The organism is Allobosea sp. TBD101, assembly GCF_059817965.1.
Genome location: NZ_CM187543.1, coordinates 956,942 through 980,471, shown reverse-complemented (window position 1 = coordinate 980,471; position 23,530 = coordinate 956,942). Strand labels below are relative to the sequence as shown.

19 protein-coding genes are annotated in these 23,530 nt (G+C 63.9%); 9 read left to right on the top strand and 10 right to left on the bottom strand.

Features of this window, described 5'->3' with window-relative positions:
• The first annotated feature begins 376 nt into the window (after positions 1-376).
• The gene (locus AC6RIC_RS04605; protein WP_499735298.1) at positions 377-1,540 is read left to right on the top strand and encodes a hypothetical protein; all 1,164 of its coding nucleotides are present in this window, start codon (positions 377-379) and stop codon (positions 1,538-1,540) included.
• Positions 1,541-1,643: 103 nt separating this feature from the next.
• Complete coding sequence (locus AC6RIC_RS04600) at positions 1,644-2,474, top strand: hypothetical protein (protein ID WP_499735297.1); 831 nt, start codon at positions 1,644-1,646, stop codon at positions 2,472-2,474.
• On the opposite strand, the gene AC6RIC_RS04595 is transcribed toward AC6RIC_RS04600, so the two are convergent.
• From AC6RIC_RS04595 to AC6RIC_RS04570, 6 genes are all read right to left on the bottom strand, one after another.
• On the bottom strand, positions 2,468-2,671 hold the full coding sequence (locus AC6RIC_RS04595) for a hypothetical protein (protein ID WP_499735296.1): 204 nt from the start codon (positions 2,669-2,671) through the stop codon (positions 2,468-2,470). The two genes, AC6RIC_RS04600 and AC6RIC_RS04595, sit on opposite strands and share 7 nt — an antisense overlap.
• Before the next feature lie 336 nt (positions 2,672-3,007).
• Positions 3,008-3,862: a hypothetical protein gene (locus tag AC6RIC_RS04590; RefSeq protein WP_499735295.1), complete on the bottom strand. Its 855-nt coding sequence runs from the start codon at positions 3,860-3,862 to the stop codon at positions 3,008-3,010.
• A complete protein-coding gene (locus tag AC6RIC_RS04585) occupies positions 3,859-4,245 on the bottom strand; it encodes a hypothetical protein (protein ID WP_499735294.1) in 387 nt (128 codons plus the stop codon). The genes AC6RIC_RS04590 and AC6RIC_RS04585 overlap by 4 nt, the downstream gene beginning before the upstream one ends.
• Positions 4,246-4,682: 437 nt before the next feature.
• Complete coding sequence (locus tag AC6RIC_RS04580) at positions 4,683-5,261, bottom strand: recombinase family protein (RefSeq protein ID WP_499735293.1); 579 nt, start codon at positions 5,259-5,261, stop codon at positions 4,683-4,685.
• Between the two features lie 168 nt (positions 5,262-5,429).
• The gene (locus tag AC6RIC_RS04575) at positions 5,430-5,729 is read right to left on the bottom strand and encodes a hypothetical protein (protein ID WP_499735292.1); all 300 of its coding nucleotides are present in this window, start codon (positions 5,727-5,729) and stop codon (positions 5,430-5,432) included.
• On the bottom strand, positions 5,729-8,296 hold the full coding sequence (locus AC6RIC_RS04570; protein WP_499735291.1) for a DEAD/DEAH box helicase family protein: 2,568 nt from the start codon (positions 8,294-8,296) through the stop codon (positions 5,729-5,731). The genes AC6RIC_RS04575 and AC6RIC_RS04570 overlap by 1 nt, the downstream gene beginning before the upstream one ends.
• Before the next feature lie 688 nt (positions 8,297-8,984).
• Here AC6RIC_RS04570 and AC6RIC_RS04565 point away from each other — a divergent pair.
• The 5 genes from AC6RIC_RS04565 (at position 8,985) to ltaE (ending at position 15,669) form a co-directional block, all read left to right on the top strand.
• Positions 8,985-10,484 (top strand): M81 family metallopeptidase, encoded by a 1,500-nt coding sequence (locus AC6RIC_RS04565; RefSeq protein ID WP_499735290.1) that lies wholly within the window; start codon positions 8,985-8,987, stop codon positions 10,482-10,484.
• A 23-nt stretch (positions 10,485-10,507) separates the two neighbouring features.
• Positions 10,508-11,668: a M20 aminoacylase family protein gene (locus tag AC6RIC_RS04560; protein WP_488849554.1), complete on the top strand. Its 1,161-nt coding sequence runs from the start codon at positions 10,508-10,510 to the stop codon at positions 11,666-11,668.
• A 10-nt stretch (positions 11,669-11,678) separates the two neighbouring features.
• Entirely contained in the window at positions 11,679-12,815 is a 1,137-nt protein-coding gene (locus AC6RIC_RS04555; protein ID WP_499735289.1) for a M20/M25/M40 family metallo-hydrolase, read from the top strand.
• 351 nt (positions 12,816-13,166) lie between these two features.
• Positions 13,167-14,546 (top strand): L-serine ammonia-lyase, encoded by a 1,380-nt coding sequence (locus tag AC6RIC_RS04550; RefSeq protein WP_499735288.1) that lies wholly within the window; start codon positions 13,167-13,169, stop codon positions 14,544-14,546.
• 79 nt (positions 14,547-14,625) lie between these two features.
• A complete protein-coding gene (gene ltaE, locus AC6RIC_RS04545) occupies positions 14,626-15,669 on the top strand; it encodes a low-specificity L-threonine aldolase (RefSeq protein WP_499735287.1) in 1,044 nt (347 codons plus the stop codon).
• A 24-nt stretch (positions 15,670-15,693) separates the two neighbouring features.
• On the opposite strand, the gene AC6RIC_RS04540 is transcribed toward ltaE, so the two are convergent.
• The 4 genes from AC6RIC_RS04540 to AC6RIC_RS04525 are packed head-to-tail and all read right to left on the bottom strand — an operon-like array spanning position 15,694 to position 19,191.
• The gene (locus AC6RIC_RS04540; protein WP_499735286.1) at positions 15,694-16,527 is read right to left on the bottom strand and encodes a metal ABC transporter permease; all 834 of its coding nucleotides are present in this window, start codon (positions 16,525-16,527) and stop codon (positions 15,694-15,696) included.
• Entirely contained in the window at positions 16,527-17,384 is an 858-nt protein-coding gene (sitC, locus tag AC6RIC_RS04535; RefSeq protein WP_499735285.1) for an iron/manganese ABC transporter permease subunit SitC, read from the bottom strand. Before sitC ends, AC6RIC_RS04540 begins: the two co-directional genes overlap by 1 nt.
• Complete coding sequence (locus AC6RIC_RS04530; protein ID WP_499735284.1) at positions 17,381-18,286, bottom strand: manganese/iron ABC transporter ATP-binding protein; 906 nt, start codon at positions 18,284-18,286, stop codon at positions 17,381-17,383. The genes sitC and AC6RIC_RS04530 overlap by 4 nt, the downstream gene beginning before the upstream one ends.
• On the bottom strand, positions 18,283-19,191 hold the full coding sequence (locus AC6RIC_RS04525) for a metal ABC transporter substrate-binding protein (RefSeq protein WP_499735283.1): 909 nt from the start codon (positions 19,189-19,191) through the stop codon (positions 18,283-18,285). Before AC6RIC_RS04525 ends, AC6RIC_RS04530 begins: the two co-directional genes overlap by 4 nt.
• 717 nt (positions 19,192-19,908) lie before the next feature.
• On the opposite strand from AC6RIC_RS04525, the gene AC6RIC_RS04520 reads away from it, so the two are divergent.
• Together AC6RIC_RS04520 and AC6RIC_RS04515 are read left to right on the top strand one after the other, a co-directional pair.
• Positions 19,909-21,123, top strand: coding sequence for an HlyD family secretion protein (locus tag AC6RIC_RS04520; protein WP_499735282.1), 1,215 nt, complete (start codon positions 19,909-19,911; stop codon positions 21,121-21,123).
• A 56-nt stretch (positions 21,124-21,179) separates the two neighbouring features.
• A complete protein-coding gene (locus AC6RIC_RS04515) occupies positions 21,180-23,075 on the top strand; it encodes a glycosyltransferase (RefSeq protein ID WP_454658934.1) in 1,896 nt (631 codons plus the stop codon).
• Positions 23,076-23,530: the final 455 nt, after the last annotated feature.

Below are 23,530 nucleotides of genomic sequence, written 5' to 3'. Positions count from 1 at the left end.
ATTCCGGTGGGTCAAGCGGGCGGCCGCATCTTTGAGGTCCGCTGCTAGGCAGCCTTGAACATCCATTGGTCGGGCTTGCGGTTTTCGCTTCCCTGGTCGAATTCGCGCGCATTCAAGAACCTTCGTGCGGCCAATTTCCGCCCCAAACCCCTGCGATGGAAAGCTGCCTCATCCGGGGCGGTGCGGCGGTCAAGGCCACATCTGGAAGCCGTCTCGGAGCCGCAATTTCCGAGGCGGCTTTCTCGTCAGCGATAGATCAGCACCGCCACGAACGCTTCTCCCTTCTCAATGGCTTGATGGCCGAGGCGGTCCTCTACTCAGGATGCTCTGCATTCCACACTTCGGTATACTGCGTGAACAACCGGAGAAGTGGCTGATGCTGTCGCCCTCGATCGTCAATCGCCTGATGTTGAGCCGATTTCTGTTCAACAATGCGATGGAGCACGCCCGCGCTCACAACCAGTTCGCTCCATTCATGACCGCCAACTTGCTTCAGGACGCTTTAGAAATTTTCCTCCTGGCGGCTGCTGAGCACGTGAACGCAAAGGTCGCGAAATCGAACGACTTCTCGACCTACCTAGACAGGATCGACGAAAAAATCGCGCCGAAGGCCCTGCCGTTTCGGCTCCGCCTGATCCAGCTAAACAAGATCAGAGTGAATTCGAAGCACGACGCCATCGCACCAGACCCGAAGGAGATTGAGGGGCTGACGACCGTGGCGCACGAGTTCCTCCGCGAGGCCACCGATCTGGTGTTCGGCGTCGATTACACCTCAATCAATCTAATAAGCCTGATCGAGGATACTGAGACCAAAGCGCTGCTCGAAGAAGCTGATGTCGCGTATCAAAATAAGGAATTCAAGGACACTCTGATTGCCTGTCGCAAGGCGTTTTACGTGATGTTTGAGAAGCGGTACGATATCAGGAAATTCGAGACGGGTGACGACATGTGGCTCAACCTCGGCTCGGACGCGCCTTACTACGCTCGGTCGAAGCAATACATCGACGAGAGCGTGAGGAACCCCTTTGACTACATTGTCCTGGACATTTCGAAGATTGACAACGACCTCCTCAAGGACCGCATTGACCCGGTCATATTCTGGAATATTTGGCGGCTCACGCCATCGGTGTATCGACCGGAAGGCGGCGATTGGCTGGTCAAGAACGACCTGGACAAGTTTCACGGCGCGCTGGAGCAGAACGCCACGTACGTCCTTGAAAACCTTGTGGAAATCATTCTTAGGAGACAGGAACGGAACAAGTCATCGCGCTTCGCTAAGGACGCGCCAAGGTTTTACCTCGGTGTGAAGACAAAGAACGCGAAGGTTTACAAGAAGGCCGATAGCCAATGCGAGACATTCACCCTACTTCCCGACGATGCGACGGAAGTCGATGTGTCATCGTCTGTGCCTTCGTTACGCGATGGCGACGGCTATTTCTGGGAGATTACCTACTTCAAGAATAAGGCGTTCATCATGGGCTACATGTCCGAGGGCGATCTTGACTTCGAGCCTGCCCCGCCCCCCCGTGTCGAATGCTGACGACAGCCCTGCGCGACGCGCTCGGAATGGAAGACCCGTAGCCTTTGACGATCGGCAATTTCTCCACGATATCGGACGTGAATTATCAGGATACGATTCTGTGATGAAGCGTTTCTTCCATTGGATGTCTGAGCATGGTGAGCGGTTGCTGTTCAGCCTGCTCGGACTGATCTTCATCAGTTTTTCAATCCTGACGCTTTGGCAGCGCGACATCACGTCAGCTTCAGCCTCGTTCGGATTGGGCTTCCTTAGCTTTATCTACGCCAACGTTGCCCGCTTCAAGAAATTCAAAGGCTTTGGTTTTGAAGCAGAGCTTTGGGAAGACAAAAAGAAGGAAGCCGAGAATTTGATCGAGCGACTGAAGGCGGTCGTTTCGATCTACACCCAGAAAGTCGTCATGGCGAAGGTTAAATCCGGTCGCCTCGGCGGTGGCCCTGAGTGGGAGCAGCGCTGGAAGCTATATGATGAACTTGTGCAGCGCCATCAAGACCTTGGCCAAACCATCGATTTCTCTGAACTCAAGCGAGATGTGGATACCTATTTCATTTTCGATATGACGATGCCACAGTATCAGAAATGCAGGCATTCATTGCAGGCCGCTGCCGGAAGAGCGCGAGAGGCGATCAATAAGAAATTCGGGAGCCCAGTGGTTGATAACATCGGCTACAGCGCAGAGTTTCAGAAGCTTCGGGCAATCGAAGTCGAGATCGACGATCCATTCACGATATCGCAGCGAGAAAATCTCGCAGAGCACATAATGAATGTTGTTATCGAAGCGAAAGATGCTTTCCAGCGCGACTTCGACGTGCACCTCACCATAGACAGCGCAGTGCTGGACCGGCTGGAGGTTATTTCGAAGGTCTACGAGAACCGTCCCATCAAAGTTACTCCGCAACTCATTGGGTGGGCCGACAGGACCGACGAAGGTCACTGACAGCGCTGGATGCGGCTATGCTGCGGCGAACGAGCACCAGCGCTGCGGATGAGGTTGCTCAGCAAGGCGTCCACAAAGACTTTGGTGTCCTCAACGACCGCAGCGGCCTGCTCGCCTGGGGCCTCTGATTGGACCACGGCGAGATCACGCTCGACACCATTATAGCGATGGAGTTCACCCTCGCGTTCCGGCGACATGGAGAGATTCACCTGCGGCTGATCCGCGATGACGATGTCCGCATCGAAGTGTATCGGGCGGTGCAGTCAATTCGGCGACCCGAGCGTATCACAGATCGGGCCGGTATCAGTCGCTCAAGATTGCGATCGCGCCGATGACGACGAGGAGGCGTTCCATTCCAACGGTAGCTCCCCTCGTCATCGCCCCTCTCCCTATTCTCCTGTTCTGGTCTGACGGTCGCACCTTGGCGATGCATCGGTTCGATTAGCCTTCGTTGCGAAGGACCCGCATCGCCTTCTTATCGTCGGCGCGCCTCGCTTGCTCAGGGAGGTAATAGCAGAAGGGCACCTTGGACATCAGCGGAACCTCATCTTGAACCAGAATGCCTTATCAGCGTCCCTGAACGCGTAGAGTTGCTGAGCCGGATGGAGATGGCGGTGCCATCCCCATACTTTTAGGATTTCGAACGACCTCCACGCCGTCGCGTCTCGGTTCCCGTCCACGATCACGTCGTAAAGGCCACCGTTTTCGGTGAAGAATGCGTCTAGGTCTTCGCGGTGCCGTCTTTCATGCTCGTCCGTCATCTCGACGAGATGCGAGTAGCCCCAATGCCGGGCAAAAGACCGCCATTCGTCGATGGTGGCGAACATCGCCACTCCGAACTGCTTGCTGAACTCTTCAGCCTTTTCCGGATCGCGGAAGGCGACGGTTTTGTATCGATTGACCCCCGTAGAGAACCAATGCCAATCCCGGCCTTTCACGAGCCGGTTGACCTTCATCCACTGCTTGTCTTCTTCGTTGATCGGGCTTCGCCGAGACGCGACGTGATAAGGCATCAGGCGCTGAAGGAGGCGCGCCTTGAACGTCGCTTTGAGTTGGTTACTAACCCCGAGAGTCCTGATCTGCTTGAGGAGTTCGAGGCCCGGTTCGAATCCGATTTCCAGCTTGTCAGCCAAAATCATCGCGAAGTCGTCCGCCTTTTTCTCAAACAAGCCGTGCTCAACACAGTCATGTATGGTTTCGAGTAAAGAGAAAACCTGATCGACCGCAGGCACGAATGCGGGGGCATCGTTGAAGCGATACTCTAACAGAGCCCAAGTGCGCCCGGTCTCTCTCCCGCACGCCTCCGAGGAAATCAGGCCGTTAATATGGGCGGTATGGTGGCTCTTTACGACCGCAATGGCCTCGTTCAGGGCAAGCAGTTCGGTCATGATGACACCGCATCAGTTTTCGAGAGCGGCTGCATCCTCAGCGCGCCGATACGAGGCATAGGCTTGCGGCGCGGATATTGGCGCATGATGTCCTGAAATTCGGCGCGCTTCTCGATCCACCATTTTGCGCTGATGCGATTTTGACTTTCCGCTATCCAAGATTCGATCTCAACAATCTTATCCCGCAGTGGCCGACAATGTTCGGCGATACCTTCGGCCGTGCCCGGCCATTTTTGGCGAGCCTCGACACCGGATCGAAGTTCGTCTTGTGCGCAAGCCAGATGCCAGACGAAGTCGGCCCGAATGTCGCGCGCCCAATCCTCCCGTGCATCGGACCCGGTAAGCCGACCGAGCGAATGCTCGCGCTCGATGAAGTCGCGCATTTCATGACTTAGGCCCATCAGAACACCTATTTCGCCCGCAATTGAGTGGCGAGAAGGTACCGGATGCGGCCACCCGCTCTATCGCTACCGACCAATCCGGGGCAGAAACTGGCAGGTAGGGAGAGAGCCGCTTGGAGCCTGAAAGGCAGAAAACGATATGTTGTCAGACAGTTACTGCTGCTCGGCCGTCGAGCAGCCTTAGGGGTGTTGTAGGCGACGACGAGGATGGCGTTTTCGATCGGGCGGCGCGATTTGCCGCGCAATTGCTCTCGAACAATGCCGCGTCGCTAACATGCCGAGTTCGTGTTTAGGACCACGCCCTGAACTCTCGCCCCACCCTCGCAATAACGGTCGTTTCCGCGACGCTGCTGATGTGGGCGGGATCGTCGGGGATTTTCGCAGCGGACGATGTCGCAGAACTCGCGGTCAGAACTCGTCTACGTGACAGCGGAGTTCTGGCCCAGGCATCGATAGACGCTGGCGCGGCTGATCCCGATTTGCCTGACGATCTCGGCAACCTTCACTCCTTCGGCGTGGAGAGCCCGGACTGTTTCTGCCTGCCTGCGCGCGGTCGGGGCGCGCCCCTTGTACTTGCCCTCGGCCTTGGCCTTGGCGATCCCTTCAAGCTGCCGTTCAAGCATGACCGCGCGTTCCCAGGCCGCTGTGGCGGCCAGCACGGTCAGGATCAGTTTCGATGTTGCGTTGGACGTGTCGAGCACGCCGCCCCCGAACGACAAGATGCGGAGGGCAACATCCTTCTTCTCCAGACGCTCGATGATGCCGAGGAGATCGGCGACGCCGCGACTGAGCCGGTCGGGGCGGGTGACGGTCAGGGTGTCTCCCTCTCGACAGAAGTCGATCGCGGCTTCCAGCCTATCGCGCTTCGCAACCGACGAGACCTGTTCGGAGAACAGCTTCTCGACGCCAGCCGCCTTCAGGTCCCGTTCCTGTGCCTCAAGTCCAGCCTGCTGTTCGGCTGAACTTGTCCTGCAATACCCGACCAGTATCCCCGCCATTGCCGCTCCGTCTCACACAACCCTAAGACCTGAGCGTCTCATGCATTCTCAAACTGGCAAACGATTTGTGCGAGACGGTCTTCGGAATGACCTGCGACGACGCAGAAGACCCTGACCATGTGAGACGGCGATCTTGCCCGACCTGGACGATCCAGGCCGGGCTGAACTTCACAGAACCATGGTCCTGAACAAGACGGCCTGGGTCTCATCGGGACAGAGGAACGACACATCGACCTCGAACGGTTCGCATATCCAGTCTGCGATCTCGACCGGCTGCATCGCGGCAAGATGGGCTTCTATCCCAAGCGTACGCGCGCGCTCGACCATGCCATAGGCGAGCGAGTCGATGGCCTCCTCCAGGAAGCATATCTGATCCACCGGCACGCCGATCGGCCTTAGGGCTTCCTCGATGCGTTCCCACTCCGCATAAACCTCTTTGACCTTGAAGGTCCGATAGAGCGTCGGCATCACGCGCCCCTCCGACCGAAGGTCCCTGACCTCTCCAGCTTCTTGATGATGCCGCTGATCTCGCGAAGCCTCTTCGGTGGCGAGTTCGCCAACAGCACCGCCTCCTGGAGCTTCAGCCTGACCTCATGCGGTTCGAGCCCGGCCCGCCAGAGCGCCGCGCCCAGGACGAAGAAGTTGTGGTGGCCCATTCCGGGCGGTGTCGAACGCCACGCCTCCATCGCCCGCATGACCTTCTCCTCCTGGCGTCCGGCCATGCTCTGACGATGATCCTGCTCCAACTGCTCGCGCATGACCTGGAGCTTCGTGGGTGGTGACGATGTCGGCGCAGGGTCTGGCAGCACGATCGAGGAGTTGGTCAGCGGCAGGATCGGGCTGATCTCGGGCTCCGGCTTCCACTTGCCGATGACGTGGTCGAGCCAGTCATGGACGGAGAGCGGCCCGCGCCCCGGATCATCGACACTGAAGTCAGTAAAAAACGACCCCTTCGGATGCTTGGCCCGGCAGGGCAGGTAGAACAGCGAGTTCGCGACGAACTTGCTCTCGTCGAAGCCATGGCAGCGGCGCACCTTGATGCGCTTGTCCGTCTCCAGCTTCCGCTTGCCCCAATATCCGGCGTTGTTCAGGACCCGGACGATCTCCGCGATGATCAGCTTGTGCACCTCGACCGACATCGCGCAGGTGGTCGGGATGAACACGCGCCAGCGCGGCTTCTCGGGCGTCGAAGACGCCGTGTTCCAGACCACGATGCGCAGGTACGGGAAGAGGTCGGCAAAGGCGTCCGGGGTCAGGTCGCCGCCGTCATTGTCGAGCCAGATGCCGCGCAGATAGGTGACATTGGCGAGCCCGCGCGCGGTCTCGTCCGACCGGATTGCATCGAAGCAGGCAGGCGCGAACAGGCCCGCGTCTTCCTTCGCCACCACATCCTGGTGGAGCCGACGCAGTTCGGCGACGAAGGCGTCGTCGTCCTGGTAGTCGATGTGGCCGAGTGGCGTTTTGTCGTAGATCGTCGCGAAGGCCGTGCCGCTGAGAGGCGATATCGGTGTAACGTAATCCCTTTCTATAGAAGCAATATCGTTACAGCCGAACGCACCTGGATTGAGATCGGGATAGCCGTTCATGGCGAAGTCGGTCCCGTTGAGCCGGTCGAGTTCGGCGAGAAGGGCTTTGTGCTTCTCGTCCCGGCAGGACTTGGTCCTCTCGCTGCCGCTCTTGTGCTGGCGAGGCCGTCCGGCCTTGCCCTTGCGCGGCACCACATCGAGACCGGGCAGCGGCGCGACGGTCGCGCCGGGGAAGAGATCGGCGAGCCATTCGGCGGTGTCGCGATCCATCACCACGACCCGCTTCGCGGTCTGATCCGCCGGGTTGCGGATCGAGGAGCGCATCACCGCCTGATAGACCGCCGTCCGGTAGTGGGCGGTGCGGACCTCGTCGCCATCGATTCCAAACTCGGCCAGGAAGCGGAAGTGCTGCGGCGGCGGGTTCAGCGCCGAGATCACCACGATGTTGTGGAAGTGCTGATACTGGTTCAGGCCATGCGGCGTGTTCGGCAAACGCTGAGCCCCGGCGACCCCGAAGAAGCTGTCCTTCACGTCCTTGTTGCCCATCCAGAGGAAGGGCTCGTCCCCGAACTGGTCGAGGACCGCGATCCCGACCTTGTCGCCGAGCTTGATCGCGCCGCCTACGCCGTCCTCGACCTGCTTGTCGCGGAAGCGCTTCGACCACGCCTCGTCGCAGGCATGGAAGATCGTGATCCGGCTCCCGTGCTCATGCCGGGTATAGCGAAGATCGCGAAGCAGACGCCCCGCCACCGGCTGCATCTTGCAGCCCTGGGCCGCGAACAGCTTATAGGCCATGGTCTCCTCGATACAGGCCGAGGCCAGGATCACCCGCTTGAAGCCCGCAAAGATGCTCGGCTTCAGCACCGCGTAGGTGTTGAGGGTGCTGTCGGTCTTCTCGCCCCGGATCAAGCGGCGGTACTGCTTCTGATCGACATGGACCTGCCAGTGCTCCGAGACGAGGCGGCGCGCCAGGGGCTGGAGCTTCTCCAGCAGCACGTCGCCATCCTCGTTGTCGGCAATCTTGCCGATGACCTTCGCCGCGTTGTCGTCGCGGCACCTCAACCGGGCATGGGCCGGACCACGCGGGTCCAGGACCAGATGGCTGGTGATCAGCGAATGGGTGACGGGGAGTTCGTACGGGTCGAACACATCGACCGCCGGGACCTCGTCGAACAGCAGCACCCAATCGTCGGGCCGATGCACGTAAGGCAGCCTGATGAACGCCTCGTGCGTGATGAACACGATCTCGCCCTGGTCGGGCTTGGCTTGCCTCAGGTGCTGCACAACCGCGCCGACTACAAAGCCGGAGCCCCTGCCGCCGTGGAAGCGTGTCACCGGATAGCTCGGTCCGATCTGCTCAAGCTCGTCTGCGACGGTGTTGTCGATGAGGTCCTTCGTCGGCTGGACGATGAGGGTCTTCAGGCCCTTCCGGGCAAGGCGGTCGGCATAGCGCACCAAGGCACGCGTCTTGCCCGCCCCCGCCAGGGCGTTCAGGTAATGGATGGACATAAAAACAACGATCCTAAAATAAAACCCGCGAGGGGTGGCGGCACCTCGCGGGTTCAGTGGTCAAGGATCGTTGGCGACACGCACGAACTAAGGTCGGGCGGCAATTGCCCGACAGGTATATTTAGCGTCGCCACAACACTCGACCCCGCCAGGGGCCTGAGCGGCAAATCCGCTCTGTCCGTACTTATCCATGAAGCGGCTTCGCCCTGGCAATAAACTTCGCTCAACGCTCAAGCGCGGTCTCCGCCATCACGAAGCCAACGCCTCGCCCGGTTGACCGCAGCCCATTGCGCCGCGCTCTCGCGCCCGGCATAACCCTCTGAACTTGCTCGCTCAGCGAGGAGGCAGGCAGGCGTCGGAGATTTTCGGGCGCGCCATTATCATCAATCAATTCAATTGATCAGATTGAACCCTGAGACAGGCTCGGGGTTTTTTCGTTTCGGGGAACGGCAAAAGACGCTTTGCCCTCAGCAACGACGGCGCGCATCGACACCCCCGTCGCCTTGGCATGCCTCGCACCTCACGCCCGAGGCGCGGCCACGCCCGCTGTATGTTTCGCGGACCTTTCCCGAGCACCAGCCAAAGCCAAGCGCAGTCCCGCCATTTCACCATGGCCGGCCCGGCGCTTTTGCGTGTTGGAGAGCGCTGCCGCCTGTGATTACCTCGGCAGCAACCGGGGAGGGAACGGATGCCACGCCGCATCGCATTTGGTGGTTTTCTGCACGAAACCAATACCTTCGCGCCCAGCAAAGCGGGGATGGAAGCCTTCCTGCAAGGCGGTGGCTGGCCGCCCCTGGCGCGGGGCGAGGCGATCTTTGCAGCCGTGAAGGATGTCAATGTCAGCGCCGCCGGCTTCGTCGACAGTGCCCGCGGCCGGGATTGGGAGCTCGTGCCGACGCTCTGGTGCGCGGCCAGCCCCTCCGCCCATGTCACGGCCGAGGCCTTCGAGGCCCTCGCGGGCGAACTGGTGGAGCGCATCGCCGCGGCGCTGCCGCTCGACGGCGTCTATCTCGACCTGCACGGCGCCATGGTCACCGAGAATCACGATGACGGCGAAGGCGAATTGCTGCGGCGGGTCCGCGTCGCGGTCGGGCCGGATGTTCCGCTGGTCGTGAGCCTCGACCTGCACGGCAATGTCACGCCGCTGATGATGGCGATGGCCGACGCGCTCGTCGCCTTCCGCACCTACCCCCATGTCGACATGGCGCTGACCGGCCGCCGCTCCGCCGAGGTTTTGGCGCATCTCTTCGAGACGGGGGCTCGCCCGGCCAAGGCCTTCCGCCAGGTTCCCTACCTCATTCCCATCGCCTGGCAGGCGACAGCGATGGAGCCCTGCCGCACCATCTATGCCGAGTTGGCCGCGCTCGAAGGCGAGGCGGTCCCGACCCTGTCCTTCCTGCCCGGCTTTCCGGCCGCGGATTTCCCCGATTGCGGCGCGACCGTCCTCGCCTATGGCGCGACGCAGGCCGATGCCGACCGCGCCGCCGATGCCGTCCTTGCCCGGGTCATGGCCAGCGAGGCCGCGTTCAAGGGCCGGGTCTTCTCGCCCGAGGACGGCGTGGCGGAGGCGATGCGGCTCGCCGGGACCGCGACGAAGCCGGTCGTCATCTCCGACACTCAGGACAACCCCGGCGCCGGCGGCGATTCCGATACGATGGGCATGGCGCATGCACTGGTGCAGGGAGGCGCCGCGCGTGCGGCCATCGGCGTCATCGTAGACCCCGCGGCTGCCGCTGCCGCCCATGCCGCTGGCGAAGGCGCGACGATCTCGCTGTCGCTCGGCGCAAAGTCGGGCATCCCCGGCGACCGGCCGCTGACCGGCGCGTTTCTGGTCGAGACGCTGTCGGACGGGTGTTTTGTCGCGCCGGGTCCGTTCTACGGGGGCTCGCGCATGAATCTGGGCCCGAGCGCCTGCCTGCGCATCGGCGATGTCCGCATCGTCGTCGGCTCGCGCAAGGCGCAGATGGCCGATCAGGCCATGTATCGTCAGGTCGGCATCGAGCCGACCGAGCAGGCCATCCTCGTCAACAAGAGCTCGGTGCATTTCCGCGCCGATTTTGAACCGATCGCGGAGACGATCCTCGTCTGCGCCGCGCCGGGGCCGATGCCGGTCGACCCCGCCGCCCTGCCCTGGCGCCGGCTGCGTCCGGGCCTGCGCACCTCGCCCCTCGGCCAGCCCTTCGCCTGAACCATCCGATCCCTGGAGTCGTCATGCCCGCCCTGCCTGAGATCCTGTCCTTCACGGACGAACTCGTCGCCATCCGTCGCGATCTCCATGCCCATCCCGAGATCGGCTTCGAGGAGGTCAGGACCTCGAACATCGTTGCGGAGAAGCTCGCCGCGTGGGGCATCGAGGTTCATCGCGGCATCGGCAAGACCGGCCTGGTCGGCATCCTCCACGGCACCGGCGGGCCCGGCCGGCGCATCGGCCTGCGTGCCGACATGGATGCGCTGCCGATCCAGGAAATCACCAATCTGCCCTGGCGCTCGACCGTCGCGGGCAAGATGCACGCCTGCGGTCATGACGGGCACACGACCATGCTGCTCGGCGCGGCCCGCTATCTCTCGGAGAATCGCGGCTTCAAGGGCACGGCGGTCTTCGTCTTCCAGCCGGCCGAGGAAGGGCTTGGCGGCGCGCGCAGCATGATCGCCGAGAAGCTGTTCGAGCGTTTTCCCTGCGACGAGATCTACGGCTTGCACAACTCGCCCGATCTCGATCCCGGCCAGATCTCGATCTTCCCCGGCCCGGCCATGGCCGGCGCCGATTTCTTCGACATCAAGATCACCGGCCGCGGCAGCCACGGCGCGATGCCGCATATGGGGCGCGATCCGATCGTGGTCGCGATGAGCCTCGCCAATGCGCTGCAGACCATCGTCAGCCGTAACGCCGACCCGCGCGAGGCCGCCGTACTCTCGATTACGCAGATCCATGCCGGCTCGGCCTATAACGTGATCCCCGAGGAGGCCGTGCTCGCCGGCACGATCCGGACCTTCTCGCCCGAGATCGGCGCGCTGGTCCGCGAGCGCATGCGCGAGATCGCGGCCGGCACGGCGGCGAGCTTCGGCGTCACCATCGAGGTCGACATCCGCAACATCTTCAACGTGCTGGTCAATCATGAGGCGCAGACCGACGCCGTTCTCGCCGTCGCCGCCGAGATCGTCGGCGCCGAGGGCGTGCTGACCGACGGCAAGCCATTGATGGGCAGCGAGGATTTCGCCGATATGCTGCGCGTCGTGCCCGGCGCCTATGCCTGGGTGGGCCATGCCGGCACCGTGCCGGTGCACAACCCGGCCTATGTCCTCGACGACGGCATCCTGCCAGTCGGCGCCAGCCTGCTGGCCCGGCTCGTCGAAACCCGCGCCGCCGCCTGAGGCCGATACGATGGACCTCGCCAGCCTGCCGCTCGACACAGAGGCCCTGCTCGCAGGCCTGCGCCCCTGGATCGAGTGCGAGAGCCCGACCTTCGACACCGCTGCCGTCAACCGGATGATGGACCTCGCTGCGGCCGATACGGCGGCTGCCGGCGCTGCGATCACCCGCATCCCCGGGCCGAAGGGGCTCGGCGACTGCGTGCGTGCCGCCTTTCCGCATCCGCGCCAGGGTGAGCCCGGCATCCTCGTGATGTCGCATCTCGACACGGTGCATCCCGTCGGGACGCTGGCGAAACTGCCCTTCCGCCGCGACGGCTCGCGCTGCTACGGCCCGGGCATTCTCGACATGAAGGGCGGCGCCTATGCCGGCTTGCAGGCCATCGTGGCCCTGGCGAAGGCCGGCGTCGCGACGCCGCTGCCGGTCACGGTTCTCTACACCTCCGACGAGGAGATCGGCAGCCCCGGCACGCGCGAGCTGATCATGGAGGAGGCGCGCCGTCACCGCTATGTGCTGGTGCCGGAACCCGGCCAGCCGGGCGACGGCGTCGTCACCGGGCGCTATGCCATCGCCCGCTTCAACCTCTCGGCCGAGGGCCGGCCGAGCCATGCCGGCTCGCGATTGAAGGACGGACGCTCCGCCATCAGCATGATGGCGCGGCAGTTGCTCGCCATCGAGGCTATGACCGATGACGACTGCACCTTCTCGGTCGGCGTGATCCAGGGCGGCCAGTGGGTGAACTGCGTGCCGACATCGTGTCGGGGCGAGGCGCTCAGCATGGCCAAGCGCCAGCAGGACCTCGATCGTGGCGTCGAGCGCATGCTGGCTTTGTCACAGCGAGAAGCCGACGGCACCGGTTTCACAGTCGAGCGCGGAGTAACCCGCCCGGTCTGGGAGCCCGACGAGGGCACGATGGCGCTCTACCGGCAGGCGCGCGGCATCGCCGCGGAACTCGGTTGGGACCTTGGCCATGCCTCGGCCGGTGGCGGCTCCGACGCCAATTTCACCGGTGCGGCTGGTATTCCCTCGCTCGACGGCCTCGGTTTGCTCGGCGCCGGCTATCACACGCTGGAAGAGCATATCGAAGTGGACAGCCTGGTTCGGCGCACCCGGCTGATCGCCGGGTTGCTTGCTCGGCTTGCGGACTGAAAGGCCGGACCGCGGGAGCAGCGCCGTCGCGCTGCCCCGTACGCGCAACCTCGGCGGCCTCCGCTTTATCTGCAACGGCATGACGAGCCGCTTCAACCCGCATCCGGGCGTACCGCCGATCGCGCCCGGCAAGCGCCGCGCATCGCCATCGGCGCGCCCACCCGCTATGCGATGGCATCGCATGGCAGGGCGATCGCCGTTTGAGATTCCCTCCGAAACGGACAAGAACATGTTCAAACGCGGCGGATAGCGGTTCGCCTGAAGAAAAAGCGATAAAACGGCAACAAGGAGCGCTCCGGCATTTGGCAAGCCGCGGAAGCGCTCCACGCCGGGTTCGGCGGGGGGGTGGACATGTTCCTGAGCGTATTTGACGTCTTCAAAATCGGCATCGGCCCGTCATCCTCGCATACGATGGGGCCGATGACCGCGGCAGGGCATTTCCTCGAGCTGCTGCGCCAAGCCCCGTCGCGCGACCGGGCCGCGGCCGTGAAGGCGACGCTCTATGGCTCGCTCGCCTTCACCGGAAAGGGCCATGCCACCGATCGGGCCGTGGCGCTCGGCCTGCTCGGCTGGACGCCGGCCGCCTTCGATTTCGACGCAGCCGAACGCCAGCTGGAAGAGCTCGGCCGCAGCCACCTGCTGCGCCATGACGGCCTGCCGCCGCTGGCCTTCGATCCCGCGAGCGACATCGTCTTCGACTACGGGCCTCCCCTGCCCGGCCATGCCAACGGGCTCGTCTTCAGCGCCTGTGATTCAGCCGGGACGGAACTCCTGTCCGAGACTTATTATTCGATCGGCGGCGGCTTCGTGGTGACGGCGCAGGAGCGCGAGGCGCCGGCCGCGGCGACCGAGGCAGCCTCCTGGCCCTACCCGTTCGCCAATGCGGCGACGATGCTGCGCATGGCCAGGGAAAGCGGGCTCTCCATCGCGGAGATGAAGCGCGCCAACGAAGTTCATCGGCTGTCGCCTGACGAGGTCGAGCGCGGCCTCGCCCGGCTCTGGTCGGTGATGAACGACTGCATCGAACGCGGCATGAGCTATGAGGGTGAATTGCCCGGCGGCCTGCGCGTGCGCCGCCGAGCGGCGCGGATTTACCAGCAACTGACCGCCGAGAAGCTGGCCAATCGCGCGCAGCCGCACGCCTCGACGGACTGGCTCAGCGTCTATGCGATGGCGGTGAACGAGGAGAACGCGGCCGGCGGCCGGGTCGTGACCTCGCCGACCAACGGAGCGGCCGGGGTCGTTCCGGCGGTGCTGCGCTATTATCTCGACCATTGCGTTGGCGCCGAGCCCGGGAAGGTCGCCGATTTCCTGCTGACGGCCGCCGCGATCGGTGGGCTGATCAAGCACAACGCCTCGATCTCCGGGGCCGAGGCCGGGTGCCAGGGCGAGGTCGGTTCCGCCGCCGCGATGGCTGCGGCCGGGCTCTGCGCCGTTCTCGGCGGCTCGCCCGCCCAGATCGAGAACGCCGCCGAGATCGCGCTGGAGCACCATCTCGGCATGACCTGCGACCCCGCGGCGGGGCTGGTTCAGGTACCCTGCATCGAGCGCAACGGCATCGGTGCGATCAAGGCGGTGGCGGCCGCGTCGCTGGCGCTGCGCGGCGACGGCTCGCATTTCATGCCGCTGGACAATTGCATCGAGGCGATGCGCCAGACCGGCGAAGCCATGAACGAGCGCTTCAAGGAAACCAGCCTCGGGGGGCTCGCCGTCAACCTGCCGGAATGCTGAGCCCTCCCCTTCGATTTTTGCATGATGAGCTGGGCGCGCGTTGGGTAGGTTGAACGCATAGCCTGCAAGGATCGGATCGATGATCGTGGATGACTTCCGCTCGGATACGGTGACGCGCCCCGGCGAAGGGATGCGCGCCGCCATGGCCGCGGCCGAGGTCGGCGATGCCGTCTATGACGATTGCCCGACGACCAAGCGGCTGGAAGCGATGACCGCCGAGCGGCTCGGCAAGGAAGCGGCGCTCTTCTTCCCCACCGGCACGCAGGCCAATCTCGCGGGTCTGATGGCCCATTGCGAGCGCGGCGAGGAATACATCGTTGGCCAGATGGCCCATACTTATCGATTGGAGGGCGGCGGCGCGGCCGTGCTCGGGTCGATCCAGCCGCAACCCCTCCCCAACGAGCCGGATGGCACGATCGCACTCGACGCCATCGCCAACGCGATCAAGCCGAACGATTTCCATTTCGCGATGACGCGGCTCTTGGCGCTGGAGAACACCTTCAACGGCCTCGTCCTGCCCGATTCCTATCTGGAAGCCGCCACCGGGCTCGCCCGCTCACGCGGCCTTGCGACCCATCTCGACGGCGCCCGCCTGATGAACGCGGCCGCGGCCAGCAACCGGGACGCCGCCTGGATCGCCGGACAGTTCGACACGGTGTCCCTCTGCCTGTCCAAGGGCCTGGGAGCGCCGGTCGGCTCGATCCTCGTCGGGCCGAAGGCGTTCATCGAAAAAGCCCGCCGCATCCGGAAGATGCTGGGCGGTGGCATGCGCCAGACCGGCGTGATCGCGGCAGCGGCGATCTACGCGCTGGAGCATAACGTCGCCAGGCTCGGCGAGGACCACCGGCGGGCAGCGGCGCTCGCCGAGGTATTGGGACGTTTCCCCGAGCTCGGCGCGGGACCGGCGCGCACGAACATGGTGTTCATGGCGCCGAAGGCGCTCGATACCGCAGCCTTCGCCGCATTCCTGCGCGAGCGTGGCATCGCCGTCAGCGGGCGCTACGGCACGTTGCGCTGGGTGACCCATCTCGATGTTGACGACGCCTCCGTCGCGCGCGTCGCCGAAGCCTGCGAGCGCTTCTTCGACGGGCAGCAGGCGCCAGCCGCGAAGGCCCGGGCCTGATACGCAAAAGCGCGGAAGCGGCGGCTACGCTGACATTGCCGGTTCTCTCCGGCTTGCATGCAGAAGCGCCATGACGAAGACGAGCGACAGTAAAAGCACGATCGTCGGCGCCGGCGCGCTGTCGAGGAAGAACGAGAGATAGACGCCCAGCAACGAGCCGCTCACGGCGATGGCGACCGATGCCAAGAGCATCGTGGCGAAGCGGCGGGTCAGCAGGAAGGCGATGGCGCCGGGCGCGATCAGCATGGCGATGGCGAGGATGATGCCGACGGCCTGCAGCGCGCCGACGATCGTCAGCGAGATCAGCCCGAGCAGGCCGTAATGCAGCAGCTTGACCCGCAGGCCGACCGCCTGTGCCTGCGCCGGGTCGAAGGCGTGCAGCAGGAAATCCTTCCACTTGACGGCGATCACTGCCGCCGTGAACGCGGCGATCGCTGCCGCTCCGGCAATATCCGCCCCGGACACGCCGAGCATGTCGCCGAAGAGGATATGGTCGAGATGCACGTCGGACTGGATCTTCACATAGAGCACGAGGCCGAGCCCGAACATGCCCGAGAAGACCACGCCCATCACGGTGTCCTGCTTGATCCGGCTGTTGTCCTTTAGGAAGCCGGTGGCGGTGGCGCAGATCATGCCCGCCACGAAAGCGCCGATGGCATAGGGAAAGCCGAGGATATAGGCGAGCACCACGCCGGGAAACACGGCATGGCTGATCGCATCGCCCATCAGCGACCAGCCCTTGAGCACCAGGAAGCAGGACAGGAGCGCCATCGGCACGGCGACGATCGCCGAGATCACCAGCGCGTTGATCATGAAGTCGAAGCGGAAGGGCGACAGCAGCGTCTCGATCAGGATCATCAGCCAGCCTCCAGCTCGCAGGCGGCGCGGCGGCGGGCGGCCAACAGGCCGTGCTTGGGCGCGAGGAAGAAGGCGGTGAGGAAGATCGCCGTCTGCAGCACGACAATGATGCCGCCGGTGGCGCCGTCGAGAAAATAGCTGACATAGGCGCCGGTGAAGCTCGTCAGCGCGCCGATCGCGACCGCGATCATCAGGAGCCGCGGGAAGCGGTCGGTCAGCAGATAGGCGGTGGCGCCGGGCGTCACCACCATGCAGATGACGAGGAAGGCGCCGACCGTTTGCAGCGCCGCGACCGTCGAGGCCGAGAGCAGGGTGAAGAACATCAGCTTCAGCGCCGTCGGGTTGAGGCCGATCGAGCGCGCATGGCTCTCGTCGAAGAAGGTGACCATCAGGTCCTTCCATTTGACGAGCAGGATGGCAAGCGAGACGAAGCCGATGGCCGCAAGCTGGATCGTATCGGCCGGGGTGATGGCGAGCACGTTGCCGAGCACGATCGTCTGGATGTTCACCGAGGTCGGCGACAGCGACACCATGAACAGGCCGAGCCCGAAGAAGCTGGAGAAGATCAGGCCGATGATCGCGTCTTCCTTCAGCCGGGTTCGCTGGTTCAGGAAGAGCATCGCGCCGGCCGCGAGCCCGCCGGAGAAGAAGGCGCCGACCGAGAAGGGCAACCCCAGCATATAGGCGCCGGCCACGCCCGGCACGATCGCATGCGAGAGCGCGTCGCCGATCAGCGACCAGCCCTTCAGCATCAGATAGCAGGACAGGAAAGCGCAGACGCCGCCGACGAGGGCCGAGACCCACATCGCATTGCGCATGTAGCCATAGGCGAAGGGCTCCAGCAGGATGGCGGTCATTCCCGCTCTCCGTCGGCTGCCTCGGCCTCCCGGCGGGATGCCTTGCCTTCGCGCAGGATCAGTGGTCGCTCGTCGTCGGTGAACACGCCGACCGGCGCCTGCCCGCCGCGGCCGGGCTCGTTCAGCACGAAATGACGCAGAACGCCGCCGAAGGCGCGCTGCAGGTTTTCCTGCGTGAAGGTCTCCGCCGTCGGGCCATGGGTCAGCACCGTTCCCTTGATCAGGATGGTGCGGTCGCAGAACTCCGGCACCGAGCCGAGATTATGCGTGGAGACCAGCATGACCCGGCCCTCGGCCCTGAGCTCGCGCAGCAAGGCGATGATCTGATCCTCGGTCTTGACGTCGACCCCGGTGAAGGGCTCGTCGAGCAGAATGACCCGGCTGTCCTGGGCGAGCGCACGCGCGAGGAAGACGCGCTTCTTCTGTCCGCCCGAGAGCTCCCCGATCTGGCGCTTGCGAAAGGCGCCCATGTCGACGCGCTCGAGCGCCGTGGCGACAGCCTCGTGATCGGCAGCCTTCGCGATGCGCATCATGCCCATATGGCCGTAGCGGCCCATCATCACGACATCCTCGACCAGGACGGGGAAGGTCCAGTCGACCTCTTCGGCCTGCGGCACATAGGCGATGAGGTTGCGGCGCAGCGCCTCGTGCACCGTCATGCCGAGGATGCGGATGTCGCCCTTCGCAAGGCGCACGAAACCCATGATCGCCTTGAACAGCGTCGACTTGCCGGAGCCGTTGACGCCGACGAGCGCAGCGATCGTGCCTGTCGGGATGCGGAAACTCGCATCCCTGAGAGCGGTATGGCCGTTGCGATAGGTCACCGTCGCATCGGTCACCGCGATGCCCGCACCCTGCTCAACAACGGGCGGAAGCGAGCGATCGTCGACGGGAGCGTTCACCGCGTCAGGCCCTTCGCGATCGTGTCCGCCGTGACCTTGAGCAGATCGATATAAGTCGGGACCGGGCCGTCCGTCTCGCTCAGCGAATCCACGTAGAGCACGCCGCCATAGTTGGCGCCGGTTTCGCGCGCGACCTGCTGGGCCGGCTTCTCGGAGATCGTGCTCTCGGAGAAGACCACGGTGATCTTGTTCTTCCTGACAGCATCGATGACCTTCCGGACCTGCTGCGGCGTGCCTTGCTGATCAGCATTGATGGGCCAGAGATAGAGCTCCTTCAATCCGAAATCGCGCGCCAGATAGGAGAAGGCGCCCTCGCTGGAGACGAGCCAGCGCTTCTCCGCCGGGACGGAGGCGAGCTCCGCCTTGATCGGCTCGATGACCGCCTTGATGCGGGCCTTGTAAGCCTCGGCATTGGCCTTGTAGGCCTCGGCGTTCTTCGGGTCGTGCTTGGCGAAGGCGTCGCGGATGTTGTCGACATAGATCAGCGCCACTGCCGGCGACATCCAGGCATGCGGGTTGGGCTTGCCCTTGTAAGGACCCTCGCTGATCCCCATCGGCTCGACGCCCTGCGAGACGACCACGCTCGGGACATTCCTGAGGTTCCGGAAGAATTTCTCGAACCACAATTCGAGATTGAGGCCGTTCCAGAGGATGAGCTGCGCGCCCTGCGCACGCTGAATGTCGCCCGGCGTCGGCTGGTAGTTGTGGATCTCGGCGCCCGGCTTGGTGATCGACTCGACCACGGCGACGTCGCCGGCGACGTTGCGCGCGATATCGGCGATCACCGTGAAGGTCGTAACGGCCTTGAATTTCTCCTGCGCCGCAGCGGGCGCCGAGCCGCATGCGACGACGAAAGCGGCGCCCAGCAAACCGATGAGAGCCGACCTGCGCGAACCAAGGGCCATGAGGCTTCCTTATTGATAATGAATTGCAAAAGCGCCTCATTGCTAACCCGAAGCCTGCATGCTTTGCAAGTGCGATTGATTGGCAAATAGAGGCCCTGTCGGTCGTCCCGCTCACGCGGCCGCACAACGACTGAGGAGTTGAGAACGCTGCCGTTCATAGGCAACGCTTCGTAGCCGCGAGCGATCAGCTGTCGGCCCAGTCGCGCCACGGTCGACAGGGCCGGCACGATTGGAAATCATGCTCCCCTCAAGATCGGGGGGGGCATGTCACCCCTTTATCCTGCGACTTCACGATGAGATGTCCGGCTTCTTGGATACCGACGAGTGGCTGAGGAGCCTGAGCGCGCTCGGCGGCCCGTGCAAAATGAATGACAAGTTCAGCGACTCCGATGCGCCCGTTTCATCCTTTATTTCCGCTGTTCTTGCGTTCGCTTGGCGAACGACCCGGACTTAAGCTTTAGGAAAGTGCTCTGCCCAATCGTCCTTTCGATAACCGGGACGAAGCAAATGCCGCCTAAAGCTCTGGAATCCGAGAAATCAGTCGGCTTTGAAACGAGCGACGCGAAGCCGGATCAGGTTTCGGTTTCGGCTGCGGTTCGCGAGGCTGTTTCTCCAGCCACCTCTGCCAACGGCCCGGAACCTCAGGACGCGCGCGCCCTGCAGAGCAGGCTGAAACGATATGTCGACAGCGGCGAGCCCAAGCCGGAGGCCGGAAGCATGGCACCGCAACCGGCCAGGCGGTCTTTGCTGACGCCTGGCGTCCGGCGGGCGGGCAAGGTTCTGCTGGGGGCGGCCGTTGTCGCCGTTTTTGGGCTGGTGCCGTTGCGCACGCTGCTTCAGACCTCCAGCGTCGAGGCCGTCGTCAATGCACGGCTCATGACGCTGCGCTCGCCCATCGCGGGTGAGGTCGTCGCATCGACGACGGACCTGGCTGCGTCCGATGCTCTTGCGCAAGGCTCGACCTTGCTCCGCATCGTCAATCCGCGAGCGGATCGCGGCCGGCTCGACGAGTTGGAGCAGACCCTTGGCAGGCTGGCGAGCCAGCGGGCGACGTTGAGCAGCAAGCTCGCCAGCGCGCAGACCGCCGAGGCCGATCTCGACCGGCAGGCCGAGGCGTTCAGGCTGGGCAGGATCGAGCAGTTGACCGCTCGCGCGGCCGAGCTCGAAAGCCAAATCACCGTCGCCGTCGCCAGGCGCGAGGAGGCGACGGCTGCCTATGCCCGGGCCGAGACATTGGCGCGGACCGGGAACGTCACGGCTGCGGAATTCGACCGCCTGTCGCGCGAAGTCACGATCGCGAAGGGGACCGAAACCTCGACGCGCCATCGGCTCACGGCCGCGACCGTCGAGCTTGCAGCGGCGCGCAACCGGATATTCCTCGGCGACAGCTACAACGACCGGCCGAGCTCGGTGCAGCGCGGCGACGAGATGCGCCAGCGCATCGCCGATCTCAGCTCGGAACTGGCTGGCCTCGACGCGGAAACGAAACAGCTGGAAGCCGCGCTCGCCACGACGCGTGCGCGCTATCAGGCCCAGTCGGACGTCGCCATGACGCTTCCGGTGACCGGACGCATCTGGGAGGCGATGGTCTCTCCCGGCGAGCAGGTTCGTGTCGGCCAGGATCTCGCCCGGTTGATCGATTGCTCGACGGCGGTCGTGACGGCGAATGTCACGGAGTCCGTCTATAACCGCCTTTCGGTCGGCAGCTCCGCCCGCTTCGTGCCGGCCGATGGCGGCAGTGACCTGCAAGGGAAGGTCGTCAACCTGACCGGCCGTGCCACTGCGGCGGCGAATCTCGCGATCGAACCTGCCGCCCTGAGCAAGGAACCCTACCGGGTCACGGTTTCCGTGCCTGATCTCGGCACCGGACAGGTCTGCGCCGTGGGACGCACCGGCCGCGTCGTGTTCGGCGAACAGGCCTCGGCGCCGTGACGCACGATCTCCTGACCGCACTGGCGCCGGGCCTCGCTGCGGCCGGGCTTGCCGTCATGCTCACCCCGTTGCTGAGGCATGACCGGACACCCGCGCGCATGCTGATGGTTGGCGTCGGGCTGCTGCTGCTGCTGCGTTATTTCCACTGGCGCGTGACGTCGACCCTGCCGCCGGTCGGCTGGACGGCCGATTTCGCGGCTGGCAGCATTTTCCTGGTCGCGGAAGCGGCGTCGCTTTCGGCGGCGATCCTGGCCTCGATCTTCCTGTGCCGGACGCGGAACCGTTCGCCCGAGGTCGAGGCGAACAAGGCCTGGCTCGCAAGCCTGGAGCCGCCGCTGGTCGATGTCCTGATCTGCACCTACAACGAGGAAGAGGCCATCCTCGAGCGCACCATCATCGGCGCGACCGGGATGAACCACGGCAATTATCGCGTCTGGGTGCTCGACGACGGCCGCCGCCCCTGGCTCGAGGAACTGTCGCAGCGCTTGGGCTGCCGCTATCTGACCCGGCCGGACAACAGCCATGCCAAGGCCGGCAACATCAATCATGCTCTGGCGCATCTGGCGACCCTGCCGGATCCTCCTGCGTTCATCTCGATCCTGGACGCGGATTTCGTCCCGCTCCCGGATTTCCTCCCGCGAGCGCTGTGCCTGTTCCGGGATCCGGGCGTCGGCCTGGTGCAGACGCCGCAGCATTTCATCAATCCCGACCCGATCCAGACCAATCTCGCCGCCGCCCATGTCTGGCCGGACGAGCAGCGCTTCTTCTTCGATGTCGTGCTGGCCTCGAAGGATGCCTGGGGCGCGGCGTTCTGCTGCGGCACCTCTTCCGTCATCCGCTTCGAGCCGCTGATGCGGATCGGCGGCTTTCCGACCGATTCCGTCACGGAAGACTATCTGCTGACGCTGCGGCTGAAGGAAACGGGCTTCACCACCGCCTATCTGAACGAGCCGCTCACGCTCGGGCTCGCCCCCGAAGGCCTCAAGGAATACATCACGCAGCGCGGCCGCTGGTGCCTGGGCTTCATGCAGATCACGCGTGGGCGCAGCGGCCCGTTCTCGCGCACATCGAGCCTCACCTTCATCGATCGCCTGTCTCTGGTGGACACCTTCCTCAACTGGACCGCCGTCTACATCGCGAAGCTGCTCGGGCTGCTCGTCCCGATCGGCTACCTGCTGTTCGGCATCCATACCGTCGATGCCAATCTCTACGACCTGCTCGGTTATTTCCTGCCGTTCTTCCTGTGGCACTCGGTCACGATGAGCTGGATCTCGCGCGGCCGCTCGCTGGTCTTCATGACCGACGTGTCCCAGTTCATCGCAGCTCCAGCGATTCTGAAAGCGGTCTTCACCGGGCTTCTGCGGCCGCGGAACCAGAAGTTCAAGGTCACCGCCAAAGGTGGCGACCGGGGCCAGCGCTTCATCGAATGGCCGCTCGTGAAGATCTACGGCAGCATCATTCTCCTCACCCTGGCCGGGCTGGTCTATGCCTTCGCGATCCATGTGCGCGGCGACAGCCTGACTTCGGGCGGCCTGGCCTTCGCCTGGAGCTGGTATAACCTGATTGTCCTCATCATCGTCTGCTTCGTCTGCATCGAACAGCCACGCCGCCGCAAGGCGGAGCGCTTCGCGACCGACGAGGCGATCATGCTCGAATGTGCCGGGCAAAGCCTGATCCTGCGGCTGACGGACATTTCCATCACTGGGGCTGGGCTGCGCGGCGAACCTCCTGCGCCGCTGGGCACGGCCGTCATCTGCACGATCGGCGGGCGCGCGGTCCGCGGCACGATCGTGCGCAAGCTGGCGGACGGTTTCGCGATCAAGTTCGACGAGGAGCTGAAGACGCGCATCGAGATGATCCGCGGCTTCTACGCCGGCAACTATGTCAAAGCCTTTGCGCAGGTCGCGACATTGGGCGTGACCACCGCCGTCGTGCGCCGGCTCTTCGACTGAAGCGACCCCAAAAGTGGAGCGTGGCAGAGCGATCGGTCGCGGCTGTCGGTATTCTCAACGCCCGCGAAAGTGACGCATGTCCCGAGCGCGAACGACATCAGTCCAGAAGCGTTCGAGCGCGCTTCGGCGTGATGCTCGGCTTTGACCACGAAACCGGGAACCGTCCAGATAGGTCGGCGGTGTCTAACGGACCGGGCGCGGTCCCGCGTGACGGGACGCATTCAAGCCGCGATCTCGCGAACGCCCTGCGTCGCTTCCTCAGCAAACCGACGGTATGGGGCGTGCACATGGGTTGGCACGTCGATAATCGACCCATCGACAATCGAGCAGGCTTACGTTGCGATTGGGTGGCCGAATCTAGGCGATCTGCGGAATCATCCAAACAAGGAAGCCTTCAACGCTGCCCTAGCCGCACACGTGGCCGAGGGCCAAGCGGGCGCTGATCGTGCCAGACA